Consider the following 18,083-nt stretch of genomic DNA (forward strand, 5'->3'; position numbering starts at 1 on the left):
ATTGCAGCTCATTTATCACCGCTTGGACGATTCTTTCGGCCTCTGTACGTGCCGCGGACTCTACAGCAGATATTTTGTCGCTGTATTGCGGGTTAAAGGCCCGCGTTAATCTCAGTCAGCAAGTCCACTAGGTCCTGCGACACTTGGCGATAACAGACCACGGCGACATCCAGGGAGTGATGGTGCACGCCATGCAATGCACGACGCAGTGCTTGAAAGATCCAACGGGTTTCGTTACCAAAAGCACCGCCTCCCACCATGGTCAGATAGACCCTGGGGTTGCCAGTCTGCCGGTGGTTGAGCACGGCGGCCAACAGGGTCGCTTCATAACTGGCTTCCAGCACCAGGGACGCAAATGGCGCCCAATCCGAACGCGGCGCGCTGTTGTAGGCCACGGGCAGTGCCGAGCAAAAGGCTTGGGTCACGCGTTGCTGGGGTGGGGCACCGTCCGCAGTGACCTCGGTATTGCTGTGCAAACCAATGCGCAACTGTTGGCGCAACGCATCACGCCCGGCCTCGTCGAGGCCTTGAATGTGCTGGCCGATCGCCAGAATGGTTTCGGCCTCGAGCATCGCATAGCCGTTCTGCATTCGAATACCCGGGATGCCAATCGCGCAATCCAGATCCCTTAAGGTATTGATTTGACGCGTCTGGGTCTGCCCACTCTGACCATCCACGGAAACCAGGTAATTGCGAAAAACCGTGGCGGGGGCGCAGGCTCTGGCACAGGCTGGGCCCTGGGTATGATCATGCTCATAACCCGTGATGCCATGCTCCGGCGTGGTGCTGGTGCCCGGCATCTCCAGCAAATTGAACTGACTGGCCACCTGGATCAGCGCCCCATGGGCTTCGGGCCAGGCGTGCAGTGCATAGGCGTCGGCGCTGATCGTGCCCAGCGTCAAACGCGTTCCGGTTGGCGGCGTAAGAGCGCCAACTTGCGTTCGTAGCTCGCCCAAGCTCGGCGTGGTCAGCGTGCCTACCTGAAAACTCCTGGGTGGCTGCGTATCGGTATGGAGCTTGTCTGACTCTATGCGAAACCGCTTTTGCGTTTCTGCATAGGTCAGTTCCGTAAAGCCGAAAGTTTGTTTGAACCAGCTCATGCGAATACCTCAGTCAGAAAGCAGATCAAAGCAGTTCAGCTTGGCGGTCCAACAACCGCTCAAAGCTCCGTACCAATCGGCCTATGGCCGTTCCCGGGCAATCCGCAGCGTCGGAAAACGAATCGAATTCGCCCTGTCGCCAAAGCTGTGGTACTTCAGCTCACCGGGATGCCCGACGCAGAAAGCGAAGCGCAGGGTGACAACCGCGAGCGATGCGATTGCCTGGTACGGGACAGGTGGGGCAACGTCAATAAAGAAATTCGGTGAACCATCGGGTGTGTGTCCTTCCGGATCGGATTTCGCTGGCAAGTTCGTTGGGGCATTCCAGCCCAGATCCTGCATAACGACGCATGCGTCTTGCGAGAGGGTTTTGCTTTCGATGTAGTTCGTCGACACCGCTTCTGCTCGCATGCCGAATTGGCCTTGGGCGGCGAACTGAACGTACAGGCCGGTCTTCTTCGCAGAAATGATCAGATATTCATCTTCGTCGAGGTCGGACAATACCAATGTCAGATCCGCAGAAAATCGTGCCCATTCTTCGTCGACGTTGGACTGCGTCGTAAACGTTACGGGAGGCGCTGGTATCTTCATCAGGCCAGCTATTCCGGTTGCGAACGGAGATGCCTTCGCCTTGTCGTTTGGATTCGCTTTTTCGTCGGCCAATGCACACCTTCCTTCCAGGGTTTTCGCGCTTTGCTCACGTCATCGCCGGGACGGTCTGTCTTACTCACGGCGAGTTGCGCGTCGCCTCGCCGGATTGGACTCATGTCAGGGTGAATTCGACATCGCCCGACATCGCGCACTCCGTCAATCTGAGGTCACAAAATGCTTGTCGTTCAAAGTCGACTCGCCGTCCCACCGATAGGCTACCAACGGCCCTTCGTGGCCGGCGCTATAGTCGACGCAGGCGATCTTGGGTGCCAGGACGCGCGGTATCCCGGTCATCCAGTAGTGGCCAAAGAAGATGGGTTTGTCCGTCGGGTAACCAATTGCTGTCGGGTGCGGGATGGGAGTATTGGGCAGCGTTCTCGACGTCTCCTCGGGGAGCAACGCAGCCTGACGAAATGTGGTGGCGCTCATGTCCCACCACCGTACCCGGATCTCTCTGCGCTCGACACCGTCCTTGTCGAGAAAGCTGCATCCCTCGGGTAGCGGAATTTCGAGTCCCTTAGTGAGCGCTTCGACGGCGTGGTATTCGGCCGAACGCCTCTCGCTCGCGGCGACGACCATTGCCAAATTGAGATTCCGGCCTAGTTGCAGGCGTGGCTCGAGTTCGGCCATATAGGCCGGATGCCAGCAGGCGTGAACGACACGCACCCCATCCAGATCGAGCCAAAGGGGGAGGGTATAGAACCAGTTGACAATGTCCTGGTGTTTCTCCGGCGTCTGTTGGACTTCCTTCAGGAAGGCCCGATGCTGCTGGTGGTTTGTCTTTCCCTTTTCGTCAAAATGTGTGCGTAGATGATGCCCTGGTCGAGCGGGGTCCTCTGTGAACCACGCGATCGCATTGAATTCGTGATTGCCGAGGACTGCCCGAGCATAGCCTTCGTCGACCATGGGTCGGACGATATCCAGCGTTTCCAACTGGTGCGGACCACGGTCGATGAAATCACCCACAAAAATCGCCTGACGGCCTGGGTGGCACCATACCCCGCTCCGCTCGGCGTAGCCCAACTTCACTAGCAGGCTGCGGAGCTTGGGCGCCTGACCATGGATATCCCCGATAATGTCGTAACCCATCACTCCTCCCCTTAGTTGCAGTACACTACTATGGTAGGCAGCATAGTGACAAAGAGCAACTAAGGATTGGGGTGAAGCAACTTTTCCCATTGGTGACAGCAGACATCGCGCTGTTCACCGTCCATGACCACTGCTTGCGGGTCCTGCTAGTGCGGCGGACCAATGATCCGCAGCCCGGAGGCTGGGCGCTGCCTGGCGGGGTATTGAAGCCGGCCGAGGATCGCAGTCTGGATGACACTGCACGACGGGTCTTGCTCAGCAAGGCGGGCGTCGAGGTGCCCTTTCTCGAACAAGTGGCCGCCTTTAGTGGGCCAGACCGGGATCCGCGGGGGTGGTCCCTGAGCGTGCTCTACTACGCGTTGTTGCCTCGTGATCAAATCACCGCAGTGGCTGGCGTCAAGACCGATGCAGTTGAGTGGGCGGATGCCTTCGCACCAGATCGGGCACTCGCGTTCGATCATGACCAACTGCTCGCGGCTGCCCGAGCCAAGCTACGTGACAAGGTGGAACGTGCGGCACTTCCTCTTCATCTGCTGCCGGCGCGCTTTACGCTAACGGAACTGCAGCGGACCTGCGAGGTAATTCTCGGCGGCCCGCTAGACAAGAGTGTTTTCCGTCGCCGACTCAAGGATGAGCCCAGTCTAGTCGAAATGGAAGGAGAGTTCCTGCGAGGGGCGCAGCGTCCGGCTCAGTTGTACCGAGCGGCGGACGGGTTCAGATTTTGACGCCGTCCACTCGGCAAAGCGCAGAGAGGACCCAAGACAGGGCTTGCACTATGATCGATCGACGCTTCGTCACGGCGCGCCTGTGGTGCCTCCAATCGAACCATCGTCGGGGCTGCTAACCCACTTATTTCAAGATCGCGCTGAACGCGACCGCAAACAGGTGCCGCACCTACTGCTGGTAGGAAATCTGAGCTTTTCGCTTTAAGCGATTCTGGAATTGCGTACCCGGAAACGCCACTAGTCAGCGTTTCCGCCGACGAAGAAGATAGCGGAGGCAGAGGTTCCGGCGCAGGCCAAGCGCTGGTACGGAATTGCCAGGGAGCAGGGCGGAGAACAGTGCGATTCCCTGCAATCGTCCAAATAAACGTCTACGTTCTCGGCCAGATTAGGCAAGTTTTGGCCGATTGCCCGCCAGTGAGCGAATCGAACTAGTCAGCGTTCGCAAGGCTGCTCAGACCAGCCAACCCATTCGGTTTGCTGTCTGGGTCTGCTCTCGGTAAAGAGTCCCGCTGTCTCGCATGGCTGCGGTGACTCGAGACAGCGCTAGGTGCGCCGCGTTTGAGGGTTGTCCCGCGTTTTCTGCTTGTCTCTCCGGAAACTGGGTAGCGGGCGGCTCCGTTCGCGGGATAACGTGCTGTGTGTAGTCCGCGCCGCATAAGACTTCGTCCTACTGGCTACACAGTGGCTACATGATGCCCAGAAACAACAAAGCCCAACCGCGTGGGCTGGGCTAAATGCTTGATTTGATTGGTGCCGAAGAGAGGAATCGAACTGGAATCGAACCCCCAACCTTCTCATTAAGAATGAGTCGGCACCTCAATTCCCTGTTATTGATGCGGGTTGATATAATTTTTAAAAATCAATAACTTAACGTACGTCGGCTGTGACAATAAGCCAGCCGGTTGCGACATGTGGATTTGCCCCCGTGTCCCCGGACACGGTCACACCCTTAGGTTGATAAGGCCATCGCACGCCTGAATTCGCGCGGAGAGCGGTAATTCAGGGCGCTATGGGGGTGCTGCTCGTTGTAGTGCTCAAAGGCAATGGCCAGATTGCGAACTGCCGTCTCGGCATCAGGCTTGGGCATGAAGGCGACATAGTCGCGCTTCATGGTCTTCACAAAGCTCTCGGCCATCCCGTTGCTCTGCGGGCTGCAAACCGGCGTGGTCAGTGGCTTCAGGCCAAGTGCCGACGCAAACGCCTTGGTCTTGTCTGCCGTGTAGCCCGAGCCATTATCGGTCAGCCATTCAATTTCCATCGGCGTCCTCAGTGCGTTTCCAAAGCGATTTTCAACGGCGGCCAACATCACGTCGCGGACCACGTCACCGCTATGCCCGCCGGTTGTCGCCGCCCAGCTCATCGCCTCGCGGTCGCAGCAGTCCAGGGCGAACGTCACGCGCAGCGGCTCGCCGTTGTCGCAGCGGAATTCAAAGCCGTCAGAGCACCACCGCTGGTTTGTCTTTGCTACCGCGACCTTACCTTCATGCCTGCGCTGCGGGCGTGGCGGTGCCACCCTGCGTTGCAACAGCAGGCCGTACACTCGCATGACCCGATAGACGCGCTTCGCGTTGACCGGAGGCGCACTACGATGCTCTCGTTCCCTGCGCAGTACGCCCCAGACCCGGCGATAACCGTAGCTGGGCAGATGCGCGACCGCATTGCGAATCTCCTCGACCAACCCCGCATCGTCGGTTTGCCTGGCACCGCGCCCATCCCGCCAGTCTGCAGAACGAGCCAGCTTCTCTGCCACATTTGAGCGCGCTACACCGAGAACTTCGCAGACCCGCTTCACAGGTCGTCCCCCGGCAATGAGGGTGAGCGCGCAATCCATTTTCGCGACTTCATCACCTCCACTGCCTCACGGAGAATCTCGTTCTCCATGGTCTTCTTGCCCAGCAGGCGCTGTAGCTCACGGACTTGCTTGAGCGCGTCGCTCAGCTCCGATGCCGGCACGACTTCCTCACCGGCACTGACCGCAGATAGGCTGCCGTCCTGGTACAGCTTGCGCCAGTGGAAGAGCTGATTCGGATTGACTCCATGCTGGCGCGCCACCATCGATACCGTCTTGCCCGGTTCGCAGCTCTCGCGCACCATCGCAAGCTTCTCGTCCGGCGACCACCGCCGCCGGCGCTCCGGCCCCGTCAACACTTCCACCAATTCCTGCTTCGTTTTAGTCATAAACACAGTCGTATGCCTACCCGCTATTGTAAGTGGGGGACTGTGTCCGGCGTTTCAGGGGGCCGCTCCAACATGAGAGTCCGCATGGCCTGCATCGCGCGTTCAGCGGTGCGCCGGCAGAGCGGTGCATGGTCTGGTTGGCGTCTTGATGCTCACGCTGGCAGCGTCGAGCAGAAATTGGAGTGGGCAACAATGCCTGGGTAGCCGCCACAGCCTGACCTCGTGTCTACGCCAATGGAGGGAGCGGCAGGCCCCCTCTCGTCTTGCCCCTAATTTGAGCGCTGTGAGAGGGAGATGATGTTGCTTGCCAAGTGGAGCACGCTTTGTGAGGCTGCGGAGTACCTGACGGACCGAACGGGCGAAAAATGGACGGAAAATGCGGTACTTTCCCGCCTGGAGGACCTTCGGCTGAAATCGGTCACGGTGTGCATCCGTTCCGATTGTGATGTGGTTCGCTTGGTCGGTGGCGAGTGGGTGGCGTGGCCAATGCCGGCGGGGTACTCGACCTTAATGGAAGTCGTTATGCCGAGCGATTTCCTGCATCTACTTCAAATCGGAGGCGAGGCATTACCGCAAGCGTTGATCGCCCACGGCCATCGCTATCGGACCTTCACGCCCGTGCCTCGCAGTGCGATTCGGCTTTCGCCAGCGGAGGTCGATGCATTGCCGACCGCGTTCCATCGACTGGTGGATGACATCCAAGCGCACGGGGCGAAGTACCAAGAAATGTTGCGCGAATTGGAAGTGGGTGCCGAACCCTCACCGACTTCATCCACAGCCGCCGTTCCGCGATCTGCGCAAGCCAATGTGAGACAAGTTGGCGCAAAGTGGACAGACGCCGACCTTAAGGCGCTACTGGAACGCTCGAGACTGCCTGACATGCCGCAAGCGAAGCTCGCGGAGCAATATGGGGTCACTCGCCAACTGATCAGCAAGAAGCTCGCTGAAGCCAGGGGCAAATTCCTAGGTCGTAAGTCCGCGTCGCCTTTCCCAGTCGCATCTTATCCAAGCTTAACGAAGCGGCGAACGTGAGGATGCCTATCGCCGACTGACATGGCATTGGCCGAAACTGTTGCCTTGAATCGTTGCGTTCGCTGCCTCAGAAGCCGCCCCAGATCTGGCTCTCGCAGTTGCGCAACACCGGGGGCACCCTTGCCATCGCTACATTTCGTGTCACCTAAATTCAACACCGCGAACGTCGCGGGAAAGGTGATACCACATGAGCGCAACTGTGCAACTGCTCGGGAAAGCGAGCTTGCGCGAAGTCCTTCCGACGGAAGAGGCCGCGGCCGCTATCAACCGCAAACCCCAAACCTTGCGGAAGTGGGCATGTCTGGAAAATGGGCCAATTCGCCCCGTACGTATTAACGGTCGTCTCGCCTGGCGCGTGTCGGACCTGCAGGCTCTGCTTGCTGGAGGCGCCCTCAAATGAATGCTACCTCGATCCGCGCAGCATACTTGGAAACGTGGAAGGCAGAATTCCGCACGTGGCTAGCGATGAAGTTCCGCGTCCATATCGATGAGCTCATTTTGGATGACGCACCGCACGCAATTGGCAGTGATGGCCTGAAATACGCCCTAGACCCATCGGCAAGGTCCGGATCGGCCTGGGGCCGGGGCTGGAATGATGTTCGCGAATGGATCCCCTCGTGCGTAGGTGCAGACGGCAAGATTGCCGGAGCCCAGCTGATCGCAGTGCGTGGCCGACCCTACGCCGAAAGCGACGGCTGGCGCCTGAATGTGGAGCGATACTTGTTCGGTCTCTCATTGGGCTCGAAGCGCGAACTGATTCCCGCGGTGCTCGAGAGCGTGCGACCAACGTCGATTGCCAGGTCGCTCGACCAGCATCTCGTCAAAGAGATCGAGGTCGGATTCCGAACGGTGGCTGGTCTCAGCCTTGTCAGGCTGCCGATTCAGCGTGGCGGTGAGGGGCTCCTGCCTCCAGGGTGCGGCGATTTTGTTTCGGGCAAAGATGTCCTCCTAAGGGTAGAACGGTTCAATGAAGATACTGCGCAACTGATCGCGATCTTGCAGGAAGATTCGGTCGCGAAGGTGAGCAAATGAGGGCCGCTGACGACAAATTTTGGCGGCCACTCGCCACACCGGGAGAATCAGAGTTCATCCCCCCACACTCAGTCTCCTACGAACAGCACGTTGGTCGCGCGGAATCGGGGGAAATGACGGGTGCCGCCGAGGTGCCTCCCCATTCAACCGGGACAAGCGGGGCAGACGAGACAAACTCGGTGTTGACAAGGCTTCTGGCTGTCCCGCGTCAAGAGGTCGAGGTGGGACAGCCCGGAAAACCTGCAGGGCAGGTGCATGGGAATTTCGGGGACTATATCCCGGCAAACTATGTGTTATCAGCTGAGGGTATCCGGCGCAAAGCCGATGTCGAAGCGCGTGGCGGCGGGAAGCCGGAGTCGATCGTGGGGCCGCTGATCGTGCGATCCCTCACGCGAGGCGATGCCGGCGGTGATTATGGCCTCCTATTGGCGGCCATGACCCTGGATGGGCGACGTATCGAGCTCGCGATTCCGGCGGGCCGCCTGCATGGAGAGCCAGCTGAGCTTGCCAAAATGCTGGCGGAGCGCGGGGTGCGAGTCGTCCCCTCAAAGGAGAAGGCACTTGCCGCGTATCTGGATGCTGCGCGCACACTCGCGTCAAGGCGTGCGTGGATCACGGCGATGCGGCAAACGGGCTGGGCCGATGGCGAGCGTATGCGGTTTGTCTTTCCGGACGTCGTGCTGGGTACCAAGGACGCAACCTATCAGCCTGTGAGCTTCAATCGGATGACTGAAATTTGTACGTCAGGGGGCACGCTGGAAGAGTGGCGGACCCGAGTTGCGCTTCCAAGTTGTGGCGGCGATCTGGCCCTGTTCTCGCTGTGTGCAGGGGTTTCCGCTGCGCTTGTACGGCCGGCGGCATCGGATAGCTTTGGCTTCAACTTTGCGGGACTCACCTCGAGGGGCAAGACGACGGCGCTTCAATTGGCTGCGTCCATATGGGGACGCGGCTCCGACCCTAGCTCAGACTCGCGCGCATTTGTGCGGCGTTGGAACTCCACCTCCAATGGACTTGAGGCAATCGCAGAGGAGCATAGCGATGTTGCGCTCTGCATTGATGAACTTGGTCAGTTCCGCAACGCTGCAGAGCTCGGCCGAGCCGTCTATGCGCTTGCTGGCGGGCGAGGGACCGAGCGCTTGAGATCCGACGCGAGTCGGCGCGCGGTACGGGAATGGCGCACGGTCATTATAAGTAGCGGGGAGATCGGCATTGCCGAACTGATGGCACAGAACGGACAGAATCAAAAAGGCGGCCAGGCGCTGCGAATCATGGATGTCCCGTTTCCGGAGACCGGCCTGTTTCCTGGTGTCGCAAACGCCCGCGAGCGGATTGACGCTTTGAAATTTGCTTGCGCGGAATGTCATGGCGTCGCCGGTCGCGAGTTCGTGGCCTGGTTGATCGACGAGTTCGGCACACACCGGGCCGCCCATGAATGGATAAGGCCGAGGCAGAGCAGGTATGGGCAGCAGCTGGCAATGCACGAGCGACCGGAAATCGCTCGCGCGGCACAGAGATTTGCGCTCGTTCGCATTGCCGGTGAATTGGCGATTGAGGCCGGGATTCTGCCCTGCACGGCGGAGCGTGTCGCCTCGGCTGTGGCTGCTGTGTGGGACAGTTGGCGAACTGCAGTACCGGACCTGGACGATGGCAGGCGTGCGTTGCGGAACCTCCGCAGCTTCATATTGAGCAATCCTGGGCGGTTTCCGTGCGCGGATGAAGTCGAGCGACTTCCGCAAACTGTAGCGGGTTACAAAGCCAAATCTTCGAGCGGCGAACTGTTCCTGCTGACTGACGAGGGCTTGCGCGCAGCTATTGGCGATACAGCGAAAGAGGCAGCATTATCTGCGCTTGAAAATGCAGGATTGCTTTTCAAGAACGATACTAAGCGTCGAAAGAGCAAGCATAAGGTCGCTGCGTTGCCAACTCGAGCCTCGTTCTATGCTGTTAGGTCTAGAATTCTTGACGAGAATCTTGGCGGGCAGGAGGACAAAACTGCTGCAGCCGCTGAGGAAATGTTCTGAGGGCGCACCATATCTAGGCTGACATCGGACGCGACGCGGAAGGAACCTACAGTCTTGGGGGGCGGCCGCCCACTGCCCTTTGATGTTGCGTTCTAGCTGGGCGAGTGAGTGTCGGAATTGGATCGATAGGGAAAGTCTTGTTGGGGCGTTCTGAGAAACAGTGATGGTTTCTCATCGCGCTCAAACCCAACGACCGCACCGCTCCGCGCGTCGTGCACTGTGGCCATGGTATCGCTCCTCACGCGGCGGAATCGACGGTTTTGCATCGCGCGTGGCATTGCCTGGTGTCGTATGCGCCCTCGTCACCGATGGTTTCGATCGGCGTGTCGCTCGGGATCTGTTCGAGCAGTTCAGGCAATACATCGACATCAGCCACGTCCTGATGCGTCATCAGAGCCGCGCATATCTGGCCGGTCTTCGCGTCCGTCGCCCGAAGTGCCATGCGCCGGGTGCGGCGCCTGGAATAGCCATGCTTGCGCACCTTCCATTCGCCTTCACCGTAGAGCCGTCAGAATCGAGGGCTATCGAGGCTTGCGCATGCCGTCTCAACCGGAGGAAGCACTGGGATTAGGGCGGCGTTGTAGTTCTCAAAAGAAGAATGCAACGTGCGTGATCCCGTCGGAGTCGTGAATCGATACTAGAAGCTCCCAATTGCGAATTCTGGAGCTCCAATGGCCCGACCCCCTGACCCCCTGCGCGACGAGGTAATTGCTACGATCCGCCGGCTGACCGCTGAGCACGGCTCGCAGGAGGGCGTCCGCCTCGCACGCGAACAATTCCCCGATGTACCGGACGGTACCTGGGGCCGCTGGCGGCAGATGGCTGTGGGCAACATGGCGGGCCAGCGGAAAGCTGACGGCGATGCCGTGGCGGCGCTCGCTTCGACGGTGCGGGAGCAGATCGCCGCGCCGGAGGCTCTGATCACGCAGGAGGACGCGGTGCCGGCCACGCGCCGGGCCCTGGACTTCTGGCGGATGCTCGACGAGCTCGACGAGGATGCGCGGCTGCTGCGCGATTTTGCGACGATGACCGGCGCCGACGGGCGGCGGAAGGTCAAGGTGCCGTTCGCGCTGAGAGACGCTCACCGCATGCGCTGCGACCTGATCCGGCTTGCGCTTCAGCACGCAGAGACGGCCTGGAGCGTGAGTCGCATGCAGGATTTCTATGATGCGATCGTCGCCGAGCTTGAGGCAGAGTCGCCCGATCTACAGCGCCGTGTAATAGAACGGCTCCGCCGGGTCTCCACAGAGGCCGAGTTGCGTGGCTTCTGACAATAGAGGGCGATATGGACCATGATGGCGTCGGTGGCTACCTGGGTCATCTGTGGAGCTTGATTGACCATTGCTGCGGCAGGTGCTACGCCCGTGTCCTTGCCCGCGAGGGTACAGGCGAGGCGCTGGTGTACCACTGCTCCGACTGTGGCGCCGAGCGTGCTGGCGAGTCTGAGGTTGTGGTCTGCGCATGCAGCTTGCCGGGCGTCCGGTGCCAGTTCAACGACAATCCGACGCCATTGGATCCCGGCGAGGTTGTGGCGGTGGCGGTCGATTGTCGCTAATCGAGCGGCCGTCAATCCGCGCAATGCCTATCTAGGGCCGTTCGATGAGTTCGCCCGGCCCGTAGCTCACGTACTGCTCAGGTCGACGCCTCCCAGTGCGAGGCAGTGGACCCGCACCCCGATTCTCGCGAGATCCTCGACTGTGGCTCGAACATCCATCGCATTGCGGCCGAGGCGATCTCGCTTTGTCACCACGAGCACGTCGTCAGCCTTCAGGCGGTCGAGCATGCGCGTGAACCCGGGGCGCTTCGAGGCGGCGACGGATCCGCTGATGGCCTCCTCGACGATGCGACGAGGAATCAACGCAAACCTGGCCTGCTCAATCTCTCGGCGCTGGTTCTCTGTGGTTTGGTCGGTGGTGGAAACGCGAAGTAAGCGAAGACGCGGGACATGCTCGGCTCTTGTGTACGAAAGTGACGTACCAATTATGATATGTGTACGAAAGTTGAGAAAGCCTAGTTTCGTACACAATGGCGCACCATGTCCATATCTGTCCGGTTTCGTACCTCGCCGCTTCACTCGCGTTTGATACTGTCAGCCTGTCGTCTGGCTTAGTGGGCAGAGCGCCTTTTATCGAGGTCGTGCAGATACACTGGTAAAGAGTCAATCCCAACCCCAATTCCCACTAGTGGACGTCACCTACTTCGAGAATGAGTATCTGCCGGGCGTCCAGCACTTCGAGTGCGAGCGCCTCAAGGCGAGCTTGTCGGTGGAGGCTTGCTCAAGCAACTGGCGCCGTGCGAACCACGAGCGAGATCTTGCGCGCCATTGTTGCAAGGGATGCAAACTCGGTGCATTGCACGCCGGCGAGGGCAGTGCCAGTTGCTCACCCTTTCGCGGATTGAGGATCTGTGGCCGGTGCCATAGCGTCGCTTCAAGGCTAATCGGCAAGCATCTCTGTATTTCTTGTTATAACAGGCAGAGAGAGTTCCTCGTTGGCAAGAATGCGAAGGGCACCAAACCGGTCAAGCTGGCGGCTCTGTACGCACGCAGCGTTACGTACCAGCGAGCGGACGGGACAGTGCACACGCGGACGATCGATAGGGCTATCGATACTGTCGAGGTATTCGTCGCAATTCTGCGCGACGAGCAGCAGGCGGTCCGGTTTGGCTTTCGAGGAAAGGGCCCGGCGAACGACAAGGCTGAGCTCGAACCATTGGAGCCGGAATCCGAAGGCGAGGCAGCAATCTAGACCCCGGGGCGAGTCATTGAACCGGCCGTGGTCTGGGGCAGGCTCTACCATCTCCATGCCGGATTCCCGGCGCTCGAGGTGCCGGGCGGTCTGATCCTGGCCCCAGGGTCCAGGCGACCCGCTGGCCGACATCCGTAGGCAGCAGGAGATCCGCAAGCCGCGCTTCGACTGCCCGGTCAGTGACTGGGACCTGATGGCTGGTGACCTTTACCGATTCGATGCGCGATCTGCCGCCTTCGACCGGCTGGAAGGCTTCGACCTTGGCGGGCACAGCATGTACCAGCGGGTGATGGTGGCTTCTTTAGAAGGCTCAACCGCGCCTGTGCTGCTTACACGACGAACATGCTTCAAAGCGGCGTTCGGATCACTAGTGACAAGCAGCTCTATTTTGGAGAAGTTGGCACTATTCGGCACAAAACCCTTGATTTTGGCAATCTTTCAACGTAATTTATGTGCAACTTGCGGCGCTGTGTCCGGATTTCGGGTTTCCCGGAGACCTTCGGGCTCTTACCGAAAAATTGATGAACGAAGGACGAAGGCTATGGATGAGAGATGGCTAACAGTTGATGACATTTGCAAATATCTGAATGTAAGCAACGAGACGATCTACAAGTGGATCGAACAACGGGACATGCCCGGTCATCGCGTCGGCCGTCGTTGGATGTTCAAGCAAGATGAGGTGGACGCATGGGTCCGCTCAGGTGGTGCGGCTGACAAATCCGATAAGCCGGACACCGGGCAGTAAGGAGCGTCCATGGCCGAGCCGATACACGACAAGATAAATCGATCCCTGCAAGCTGCCGAAGGCTTGTATCACCGCCTGGTGTTGCTGGTGGGTGAGACCGGTTCCGGTAAGACCGGCGTTCTTCGGGATGTCGCCGTGCGGTTCGGGACATCTGTCATCAACGTCAATCTGGCGCTTTCAAGCGAACTGCTTGAGCTGACAGCGAAGCAGCGGTCACTGCGGCTGCCGGGAATCCTCGACCAGATCGCGGATAGAACTCAAGCACCGGTGGTGCTGGATAACCTCGAGATCCTTTTCGACAAGGACCTCAAGCAGGATCCCTTGCGGTTGCTGCAGGTCATCTCGAGAAACCGGACCGTGGTGGCTTCATGGAACGGGACCTCTAGCGGCGGGAGGCTTTTATACGCCGAAACCGGCCATCCCGAGTACCGTAGCTATGACTCGGTTGATGCGCTGATCGTGGGTATGGATGGCTCGGCCACGGTCGATGCGGCAAAAAACAACAGAGAGGCAGGACAGGCATGAAATACGGAGATCTTATCCAATTCGACCCGATTGAGTCAGTCGTTCAGTTGCGTGACGCGGACAAATCGAGCGCTGCGCATCACTTGGTGAGCACCTATGTCATTTCAGAAGAAATGGCGGAACGGCTCACACAGCTTGTCATCCCTCAAATGCAGTTCGACCAGCCAGTCGACAACAAGGGACTGCTGGTGGTCGGCAACTATGGCACCGGTAAATCGCACTTGATGTCCGTGGTTTCCAGTCTTGCCGCAGATGCCTCCCTGCTGGAAGGGCTGAACCATTCCGGTGTCCGCGACGCCGCTACTCAGATTGCCGGGCGTTTCAAGGTCATTCGTACCGAGATCGGAGCCACCACCATGTCGCTGCGCGACATCCTGGTGGCCGAACTGGAAGAGAATCTGGAGAAACTCGACGTGGAGTACGTGTTCCCCGAAGCGGGAACCATCACCAGCCATAAACGGGCCTTCGAAGACATGATGGCCAAGTTCGGCGAGGCATTCCCCGAACACGGCCTTCTGCTGGTGGTCGATGAGCTGCTCGACTACCTGCGCACCCGAAAGGATCAGGAGCTAATTCTCGACCTCAACTTTCTCCGCGAGGTCGGCGAGGTCTGCAAGGATCTGCGCTTCCGGTTCATGGCCGGTGTTCAGGAAGCCATTTTTGATAGCCCGCGCTTCGCCTTTGTCGCCGACAGCATCCGGCGAGTGAAGGACCGCTTCGAGCAGATCCTCATTGCCCGCAGCGACGTCAAATTCGTGGTGGCCGAGCGACTACTCAAGAAGACCGCGGAGCAACAGGCTAAGATCCGCGACTACCTGGTGCCCTTTGCCAAATACTACGGTGGGCTCAACGAGCGCATGGACGAATTTGTCCGGCTCTTCCCGGTGCATCCCGATTACATCGACACCTTCGAGCGGGTCACCGTGGTGGAAAAGCGCGAGGTACTCAAGACGCTGTCCATGGGCATGAAGGCTATTCTGGGCAAGGACGTGCCGCAGGATGAACCCGGCCTCATCGCCTTCGACAACTACTGGAACACGCTCAAGCAGAACGCTTCCTTCCGCGCCATTCCCGAAATCCGGGCGGTCATCGATTGCAGCCAGGTTCTGGAATCCCGCATCGAGAATGCCATCACCCGCAAGCAATACAAGCCGATGGCACTGCGCCTGATTCATGCGCTGTCTGTTCACCGCCTCACCACCGGCGACATTTATGCTCCCATGGGCGCATCCGCCGAGGAGCTGCGCGACAGCCTCTGCCTGTTCGATCCGCTGATCGCCGAGCTGGGCAGTGACGAGCCCGACAAAGACCTGCAGACCCATGTGGAGACGGTCCTGCGCGAGATTCACAAAACTGTTAGCGGCCAGTTCATTTCCTTCAATGCCGACAACGGCCAGTTCTACCTCGACCTGAAGAAGACCGACGACTTCGACGCCCTGATCGACAAGAGGGCTGAAAGCCTGGGTCAGGCTCAGCTCGACCGCTTCTACTATGAGGCGCTCAAGCGCGTCATGGAATGCCAGGACGCCACATACGTGACCGGCTACAAGATCTGGCAGCACGAGCTGGTCTGGCAGGAGCACAAGGCTGCTCGCACCGGCTACCTTTTTTTCGGCGCTCCCAACGAGCGCTCCACCGCCGTGCCGCAGCGGGACTTCTACCTTTACTTCATCCAGCCCAATGATCCTCCCCGTTTCAAGGACGACAAGGTCAATGATGAGGTCTTCTTCCGCTTGAAAGGCGCTGACGAGGAATTCCAGGCCGCGCTGAAAAGCTACGCTGCCGCCCTAGACCTTGCAGCCACCTCTTCGGGCCATGCCAAGGCCACCTATGAATCAAAGGCCAACGGCTTTCTGAAAAAGCTAGTTCAGTGGCTGCAGAAGCACATGAGCGATGCCTTCGAGGTCACCTACCAGGGTCGCGCAAAGTTCATGACCGAATGGGCTAAGGGAAAATCCATCCGCGACCTGTCCGGCCTGTCGCCACACGAATCCATCAACTTCCGCGACCTGGTGAACACTATTGCTGGTGTCTGTCTGGCTCCAAACTTCGAGAACCAGGCCCCGGACTATCCATTCTTCACGGTTCTGATCACCGGCAACAACCGCGCCCAGGCCGCGCAGGACGCCCTGCGGGCCATCGCCGGACAGAACCGCACCAAGCAGGCCACTGCCGTGCTGGACGCCCTGGAGCTGCTCGACGGCGAGAAGATAGACCCTTACAAGTCGAAATACACTCAGTTCATCCTCGATGCCGTAAAGGCAAAGGGCCACGGCCAGGTAGTCAACCGTAGCGAGATCATCCAGGACGACCATGGGCTCGAATACCTGAACCCGGGCGGTTCGCGGCTCGAGCCGGAATGGGTGACCGTCCTGGTCGCGGCGCTGGTCTATTCCGGCGACATCGTGCTCTCCATCCCAGGAAAGAAATTCGACGCCACCGGACTTCAGCAGCTTGCCGCGACCGGCATGGACGAGTTGGTCCGCTTCAAACACCTGGAGCAGCCCAAGGAATGGAACCTGCCCGCGCTCAAGGCGCTGTTTGAACTGCTCGGCATGACGCCAGGCATGGCCCAGCTCGTCACCCAGGGCAAGGACGAGCCAGTGCAAAACCTGCAGCAGGCGGTGGGCAAGATCGTCAAACGCATCGTCACGACGCAGCAGACCCTGCGCGAAGGGCTTTCGTTCTGGGGGCTGGATCTGCTCGCGGGCGCCGATCTGGCGAGCCAGGTCAGCAGACTGGACGAAGCCAAGGGCTTTTTTGAATCGCTCCAGGCCTATTCCTTGCCGGGCAAACTCAAAAATTTCCGCTATAGCGCTCCTGAGGTTCTGGCCCACGAAAAAGCCGTCAAGGCTCTTGATGAGCTGGACGCCCTACGCGAGTTCATTATGGACCACGGCCCGACGGCGTCCTGGCTCACCACCGCCGAAGCGGTGCTGCCTGCCGACCATGACTGGGTGGATCGCATGAAGGCCGCGCGGCAGGACGTTCTGGATGCACTTAAGCAGGCTGACCAGATCAAGCTGGTCACCCAATCCCAGAGCATCGGCGGAAAACTACAGAAGCTCAAAAGGGACTACACCACTGCTTACTTCGACCTCCATACCAAGGCTCGGCTGGGCGTGAACGACGACAAACGCAAGGCGGGCCTGCTCAATGGACAGCGCCTGCAAACTTTGCTGAAACTCGCCGGAATCGACCTGATGCCCCGGCAGCAGCTCACCGATTACCAGAACCGACTGGCTGGACTGAAGAGCTGCTTTGCCCTGACCGAGCAAAACCTCGACGCCTCACCAATCTGTCCGCATTGTGGATACCGGCCTTCTGTGGAAACCGGTGAGGCGGCAGGCTCGCAGATGATCGATCAGATGGATGACCAGCTCGACGCCATGGTGGCGGCCTGGACCTCCACCATCCTCAGCAACCTGGAGGACCCGATCACTCAGGCCAACATGGACCTGTTAAAGATCGAGGACTGCAAACCGCTGGAGGCCTTCATCAAATCGAAGGAACTGCCGGTGCCGCTGGACAGCAATGTCGTCCACGCCCTGAAGGAGGTTCTCTCCGGTCTGGTCAAGGTCACCGTCAAGGCGCAGGAGCTGCAACAGGCCCTGCAAGTCACCGACGGGCCGGCCAGTCCGGCCGAGATGAAGAAACGCTTTGAGGAGTACATCGATCGGCTCACCAAGGGCAAGGACCCGGCCAAGGTGCGGATCGTCATGGAATGAGAGTCACTAGTCCTCAGAAGAATCGGCGGTGATACGCCGTGTGGGATCGGCGTAAATCCATTTCAATGGCTTGGGGTCTTTGTTGTACTGACGGATAGAGCGCATGAACTTCTTATCGAGGTCTTTGCCCGAAGTGATGACACCGCGGCTGATCACGTTGCGATGGACTACACCCCGACGTATTCATCATGGCTGAACCAGGTCGAGAACTGTTTCGCCCGTATCCTGGTCAGGAACGCTTGCACCAGATCGGTTTTGTGGCTGCTGACGTTATCGCAGATGACATGGATCTGGCGGCCACTGGGCTGGCTGGCGACCACCTTTTCGAGGAAGCCGACAAACTGCTCGCTGGTGTGGCGGGCGGCCGTTTTACCAAGGACTTCACCCGTCGCAGTGTTCAGCGCGGCGAACAGGCTGAGCGTGCTATTGCGCTTGTATTCGAAGCTGTGAGTTTCTGCCTGTCCCGGCGAGAGCAGCGCGCGCGTCGTGTAAGGGCCGCATTGCCGTGGC

General features: G+C 59.3%; 14 protein-coding genes and 4 pseudogenes. 10 read left to right on the forward strand and 8 right to left on the reverse strand.

The genetic code is table 11. The features are described 5' to 3' along the window. Window positions 1–92: 92 nt before the first annotated feature. The 3 genes from AC3FNH_RS13960 to AC3FNH_RS13970 form a co-directional block, all read right to left on the reverse strand. Window positions 93–1,100 (reverse strand): hypothetical protein, encoded by a 1,008-nt coding sequence (locus AC3FNH_RS13960; RefSeq protein ID WP_488720448.1) that lies wholly within the window; start codon window positions 1,098–1,100, stop codon window positions 93–95. Window positions 1,101–1,181: 81 nt separating this feature from the next. Next, window positions 1,182–1,763, reverse strand: a complete 582-nt coding sequence (locus tag AC3FNH_RS13965) for a TY-Chap domain-containing protein (protein ID WP_488720449.1) — start codon at window positions 1,761–1,763, stop codon at window positions 1,182–1,184. Window positions 1,764–1,907: 144 nt separating this feature from the next. Beyond that, a complete protein-coding gene (locus AC3FNH_RS13970; protein ID WP_488720450.1) occupies window positions 1,908–2,840 on the reverse strand; it encodes a metallophosphoesterase in 933 nt (310 codons plus the stop codon). 71 nt (window positions 2,841–2,911) lie between these two features. Here AC3FNH_RS13970 and AC3FNH_RS13975 point away from each other — a divergent pair, with 71 nt between their 5' ends. Then, complete coding sequence (locus AC3FNH_RS13975; protein ID WP_488720451.1) at window positions 2,912–3,565, forward strand: NUDIX hydrolase; 654 nt, start codon at window positions 2,912–2,914, stop codon at window positions 3,563–3,565. 949 nt (window positions 3,566–4,514) lie between these two features. On the opposite strand, the gene AC3FNH_RS13980 is transcribed toward AC3FNH_RS13975, so the two are convergent. After that, window positions 4,515–5,719 (reverse strand): IS3 family transposase gene (locus AC3FNH_RS13980; RefSeq protein WP_488720501.1). Its coding sequence is split into 2 segments (ribosomal slippage): window positions 4,515–5,401 and window positions 5,401–5,719, totalling 1,206 coding nucleotides; the frame shifts between segments, so codons are not numbered across the junction. Window positions 5,720–6,037: 318 nt separating this feature from the next. Here AC3FNH_RS13980 and AC3FNH_RS13985 point away from each other — a divergent pair. The 4 genes from AC3FNH_RS13985 (at window position 6,038) to AC3FNH_RS14000 (ending at window position 9,828) form a co-directional block, all read left to right on the forward strand. Beyond that, complete coding sequence (locus AC3FNH_RS13985; RefSeq protein ID WP_488720452.1) at window positions 6,038–6,775, forward strand: hypothetical protein; 738 nt, start codon at window positions 6,038–6,040, stop codon at window positions 6,773–6,775. Between the two features lie 187 nt (window positions 6,776–6,962). Continuing rightward, a complete protein-coding gene (locus AC3FNH_RS13990; RefSeq protein WP_488720453.1) occupies window positions 6,963–7,175 on the forward strand; it encodes a DNA-binding protein in 213 nt (70 codons plus the stop codon). Beyond that, on the forward strand, window positions 7,172–7,807 hold the full coding sequence (locus AC3FNH_RS13995; protein WP_488720454.1) for a hypothetical protein: 636 nt from the start codon (window positions 7,172–7,174) through the stop codon (window positions 7,805–7,807). Before AC3FNH_RS13990 ends, AC3FNH_RS13995 begins: the two co-directional genes overlap by 4 nt. Before the next feature lie 113 nt (window positions 7,808–7,920). Then, complete coding sequence (locus AC3FNH_RS14000) at window positions 7,921–9,828, forward strand: DUF927 domain-containing protein (RefSeq protein WP_488720455.1); 1,908 nt, start codon at window positions 7,921–7,923, stop codon at window positions 9,826–9,828. A gap of 172 nt (window positions 9,829–10,000) precedes the next feature. Here AC3FNH_RS14000 and AC3FNH_RS14005 read toward each other — a convergent pair. Beyond that, a pseudogene (locus tag AC3FNH_RS14005) lies at window positions 10,001–10,336 on the reverse strand (transposase); the annotation flags it as partial. A 163-nt stretch (window positions 10,337–10,499) separates the two neighbouring features. On the opposite strand from AC3FNH_RS14005, the gene AC3FNH_RS14010 reads away from it, so the two are divergent. Next, window positions 10,500–11,099 (forward strand): hypothetical protein, encoded by a 600-nt coding sequence (locus AC3FNH_RS14010; RefSeq protein WP_488720456.1) that lies wholly within the window; start codon window positions 10,500–10,502, stop codon window positions 11,097–11,099. 356 nt (window positions 11,100–11,455) lie between these two features. On the opposite strand, the pseudogene AC3FNH_RS14015 reads toward AC3FNH_RS14010, so the two are convergent. Continuing rightward, a pseudogene (locus AC3FNH_RS14015) lies at window positions 11,456–11,775 on the reverse strand (recombinase family protein); the annotation flags it as partial. 236 nt (window positions 11,776–12,011) lie between these two features. Here AC3FNH_RS14015 and AC3FNH_RS14020 point away from each other — a divergent pair. The 4 genes from AC3FNH_RS14020 to AC3FNH_RS14035 all read left to right on the forward strand — a co-directional run bounded on the left by AC3FNH_RS14020 (window position 12,012) and on the right by AC3FNH_RS14035 (window position 17,573). Beyond that, the gene (locus tag AC3FNH_RS14020; RefSeq protein WP_488720457.1) at window positions 12,012–12,575 is read left to right on the forward strand and encodes a hypothetical protein; all 564 of its coding nucleotides are present in this window, start codon (window positions 12,012–12,014) and stop codon (window positions 12,573–12,575) included. A 193-nt stretch (window positions 12,576–12,768) separates the two neighbouring features. Next, a complete protein-coding gene (locus AC3FNH_RS14025) occupies window positions 12,769–13,320 on the forward strand; it encodes a helix-turn-helix domain-containing protein (protein WP_488720458.1) in 552 nt (183 codons plus the stop codon). Between the two features lie 9 nt (window positions 13,321–13,329). After that, window positions 13,330–13,845 carry a BREX-3 system P-loop-containing protein BrxF gene (brxF, locus tag AC3FNH_RS14030; protein WP_488720459.1) on the forward strand — a complete coding sequence of 172 codons (516 nt, stop codon included), beginning with the start codon at window positions 13,330–13,332 and terminating at the stop codon, window positions 13,843–13,845. Beyond that, window positions 13,842–17,573 (forward strand): DUF6079 family protein, encoded by a 3,732-nt coding sequence (locus tag AC3FNH_RS14035; RefSeq protein ID WP_488720460.1) that lies wholly within the window; start codon window positions 13,842–13,844, stop codon window positions 17,571–17,573. The genes brxF and AC3FNH_RS14035 overlap by 4 nt, the downstream gene beginning before the upstream one ends. 6 nt (window positions 17,574–17,579) lie before the next feature. Here the strand turns inward: AC3FNH_RS14035 and AC3FNH_RS14040 are convergent. Together AC3FNH_RS14040 and AC3FNH_RS14045 are read right to left on the reverse strand one after the other, a co-directional pair. Continuing rightward, window positions 17,580–17,735: pseudogene (locus tag AC3FNH_RS14040) on the reverse strand (IS630 family transposase); the annotation flags it as partial. A 68-nt stretch (window positions 17,736–17,803) separates the two neighbouring features. After that, window positions 17,804–18,046 (reverse strand): annotated as a pseudogene (locus tag AC3FNH_RS14045) (transposase); the annotation flags it as partial. Window positions 18,047–18,083: the final 37 nt, after the last annotated feature.

This window comes from Cupriavidus sp. 22TCCZM01-5 (genome assembly GCF_057798915.1).

What these genes read in the sequence shown, in the direction of transcription:
- AC3FNH_RS13960 (WP_488720448.1), bottom strand. Translation starts at nt 1,100, where the DNA reads ATGAGCTGGTTCAAACAAACTTTCGGCTTTACGGAACTGACCTATGCA.
- AC3FNH_RS13970 (WP_488720450.1), bottom strand. Translation starts at nt 2,840, where the DNA reads ATGGGTTACGACATTATCGGGGATATCCATGGTCAGGCGCCCAAGCTC.
- AC3FNH_RS13985 (WP_488720452.1), top strand. Translation starts at nt 6,038, where the DNA reads ATGATGTTGCTTGCCAAGTGGAGCACGCTTTGTGAGGCTGCGGAGTAC.
- AC3FNH_RS13990 (WP_488720453.1), top strand. Translation starts at nt 6,963, where the DNA reads ATGAGCGCAACTGTGCAACTGCTCGGGAAAGCGAGCTTGCGCGAAGTC.
- AC3FNH_RS13995 (WP_488720454.1), top strand. Translation starts at nt 7,172, where the DNA reads ATGAATGCTACCTCGATCCGCGCAGCATACTTGGAAACGTGGAAGGCA.
- AC3FNH_RS14000 (WP_488720455.1), top strand. Translation starts at nt 7,921, where the DNA reads ATGACGGGTGCCGCCGAGGTGCCTCCCCATTCAACCGGGACAAGCGGG.
- AC3FNH_RS14010 (WP_488720456.1), top strand. Translation starts at nt 10,500, where the DNA reads ATGGCCCGACCCCCTGACCCCCTGCGCGACGAGGTAATTGCTACGATC.
- AC3FNH_RS14025 (WP_488720458.1), top strand. Translation starts at nt 12,769, where the DNA reads ATGGCTGGTGACCTTTACCGATTCGATGCGCGATCTGCCGCCTTCGAC.
- brxF (WP_488720459.1), top strand. Translation starts at nt 13,330, where the DNA reads ATGGCCGAGCCGATACACGACAAGATAAATCGATCCCTGCAAGCTGCC.
- AC3FNH_RS14035 (WP_488720460.1), top strand. Translation starts at nt 13,842, where the DNA reads ATGAAATACGGAGATCTTATCCAATTCGACCCGATTGAGTCAGTCGTT.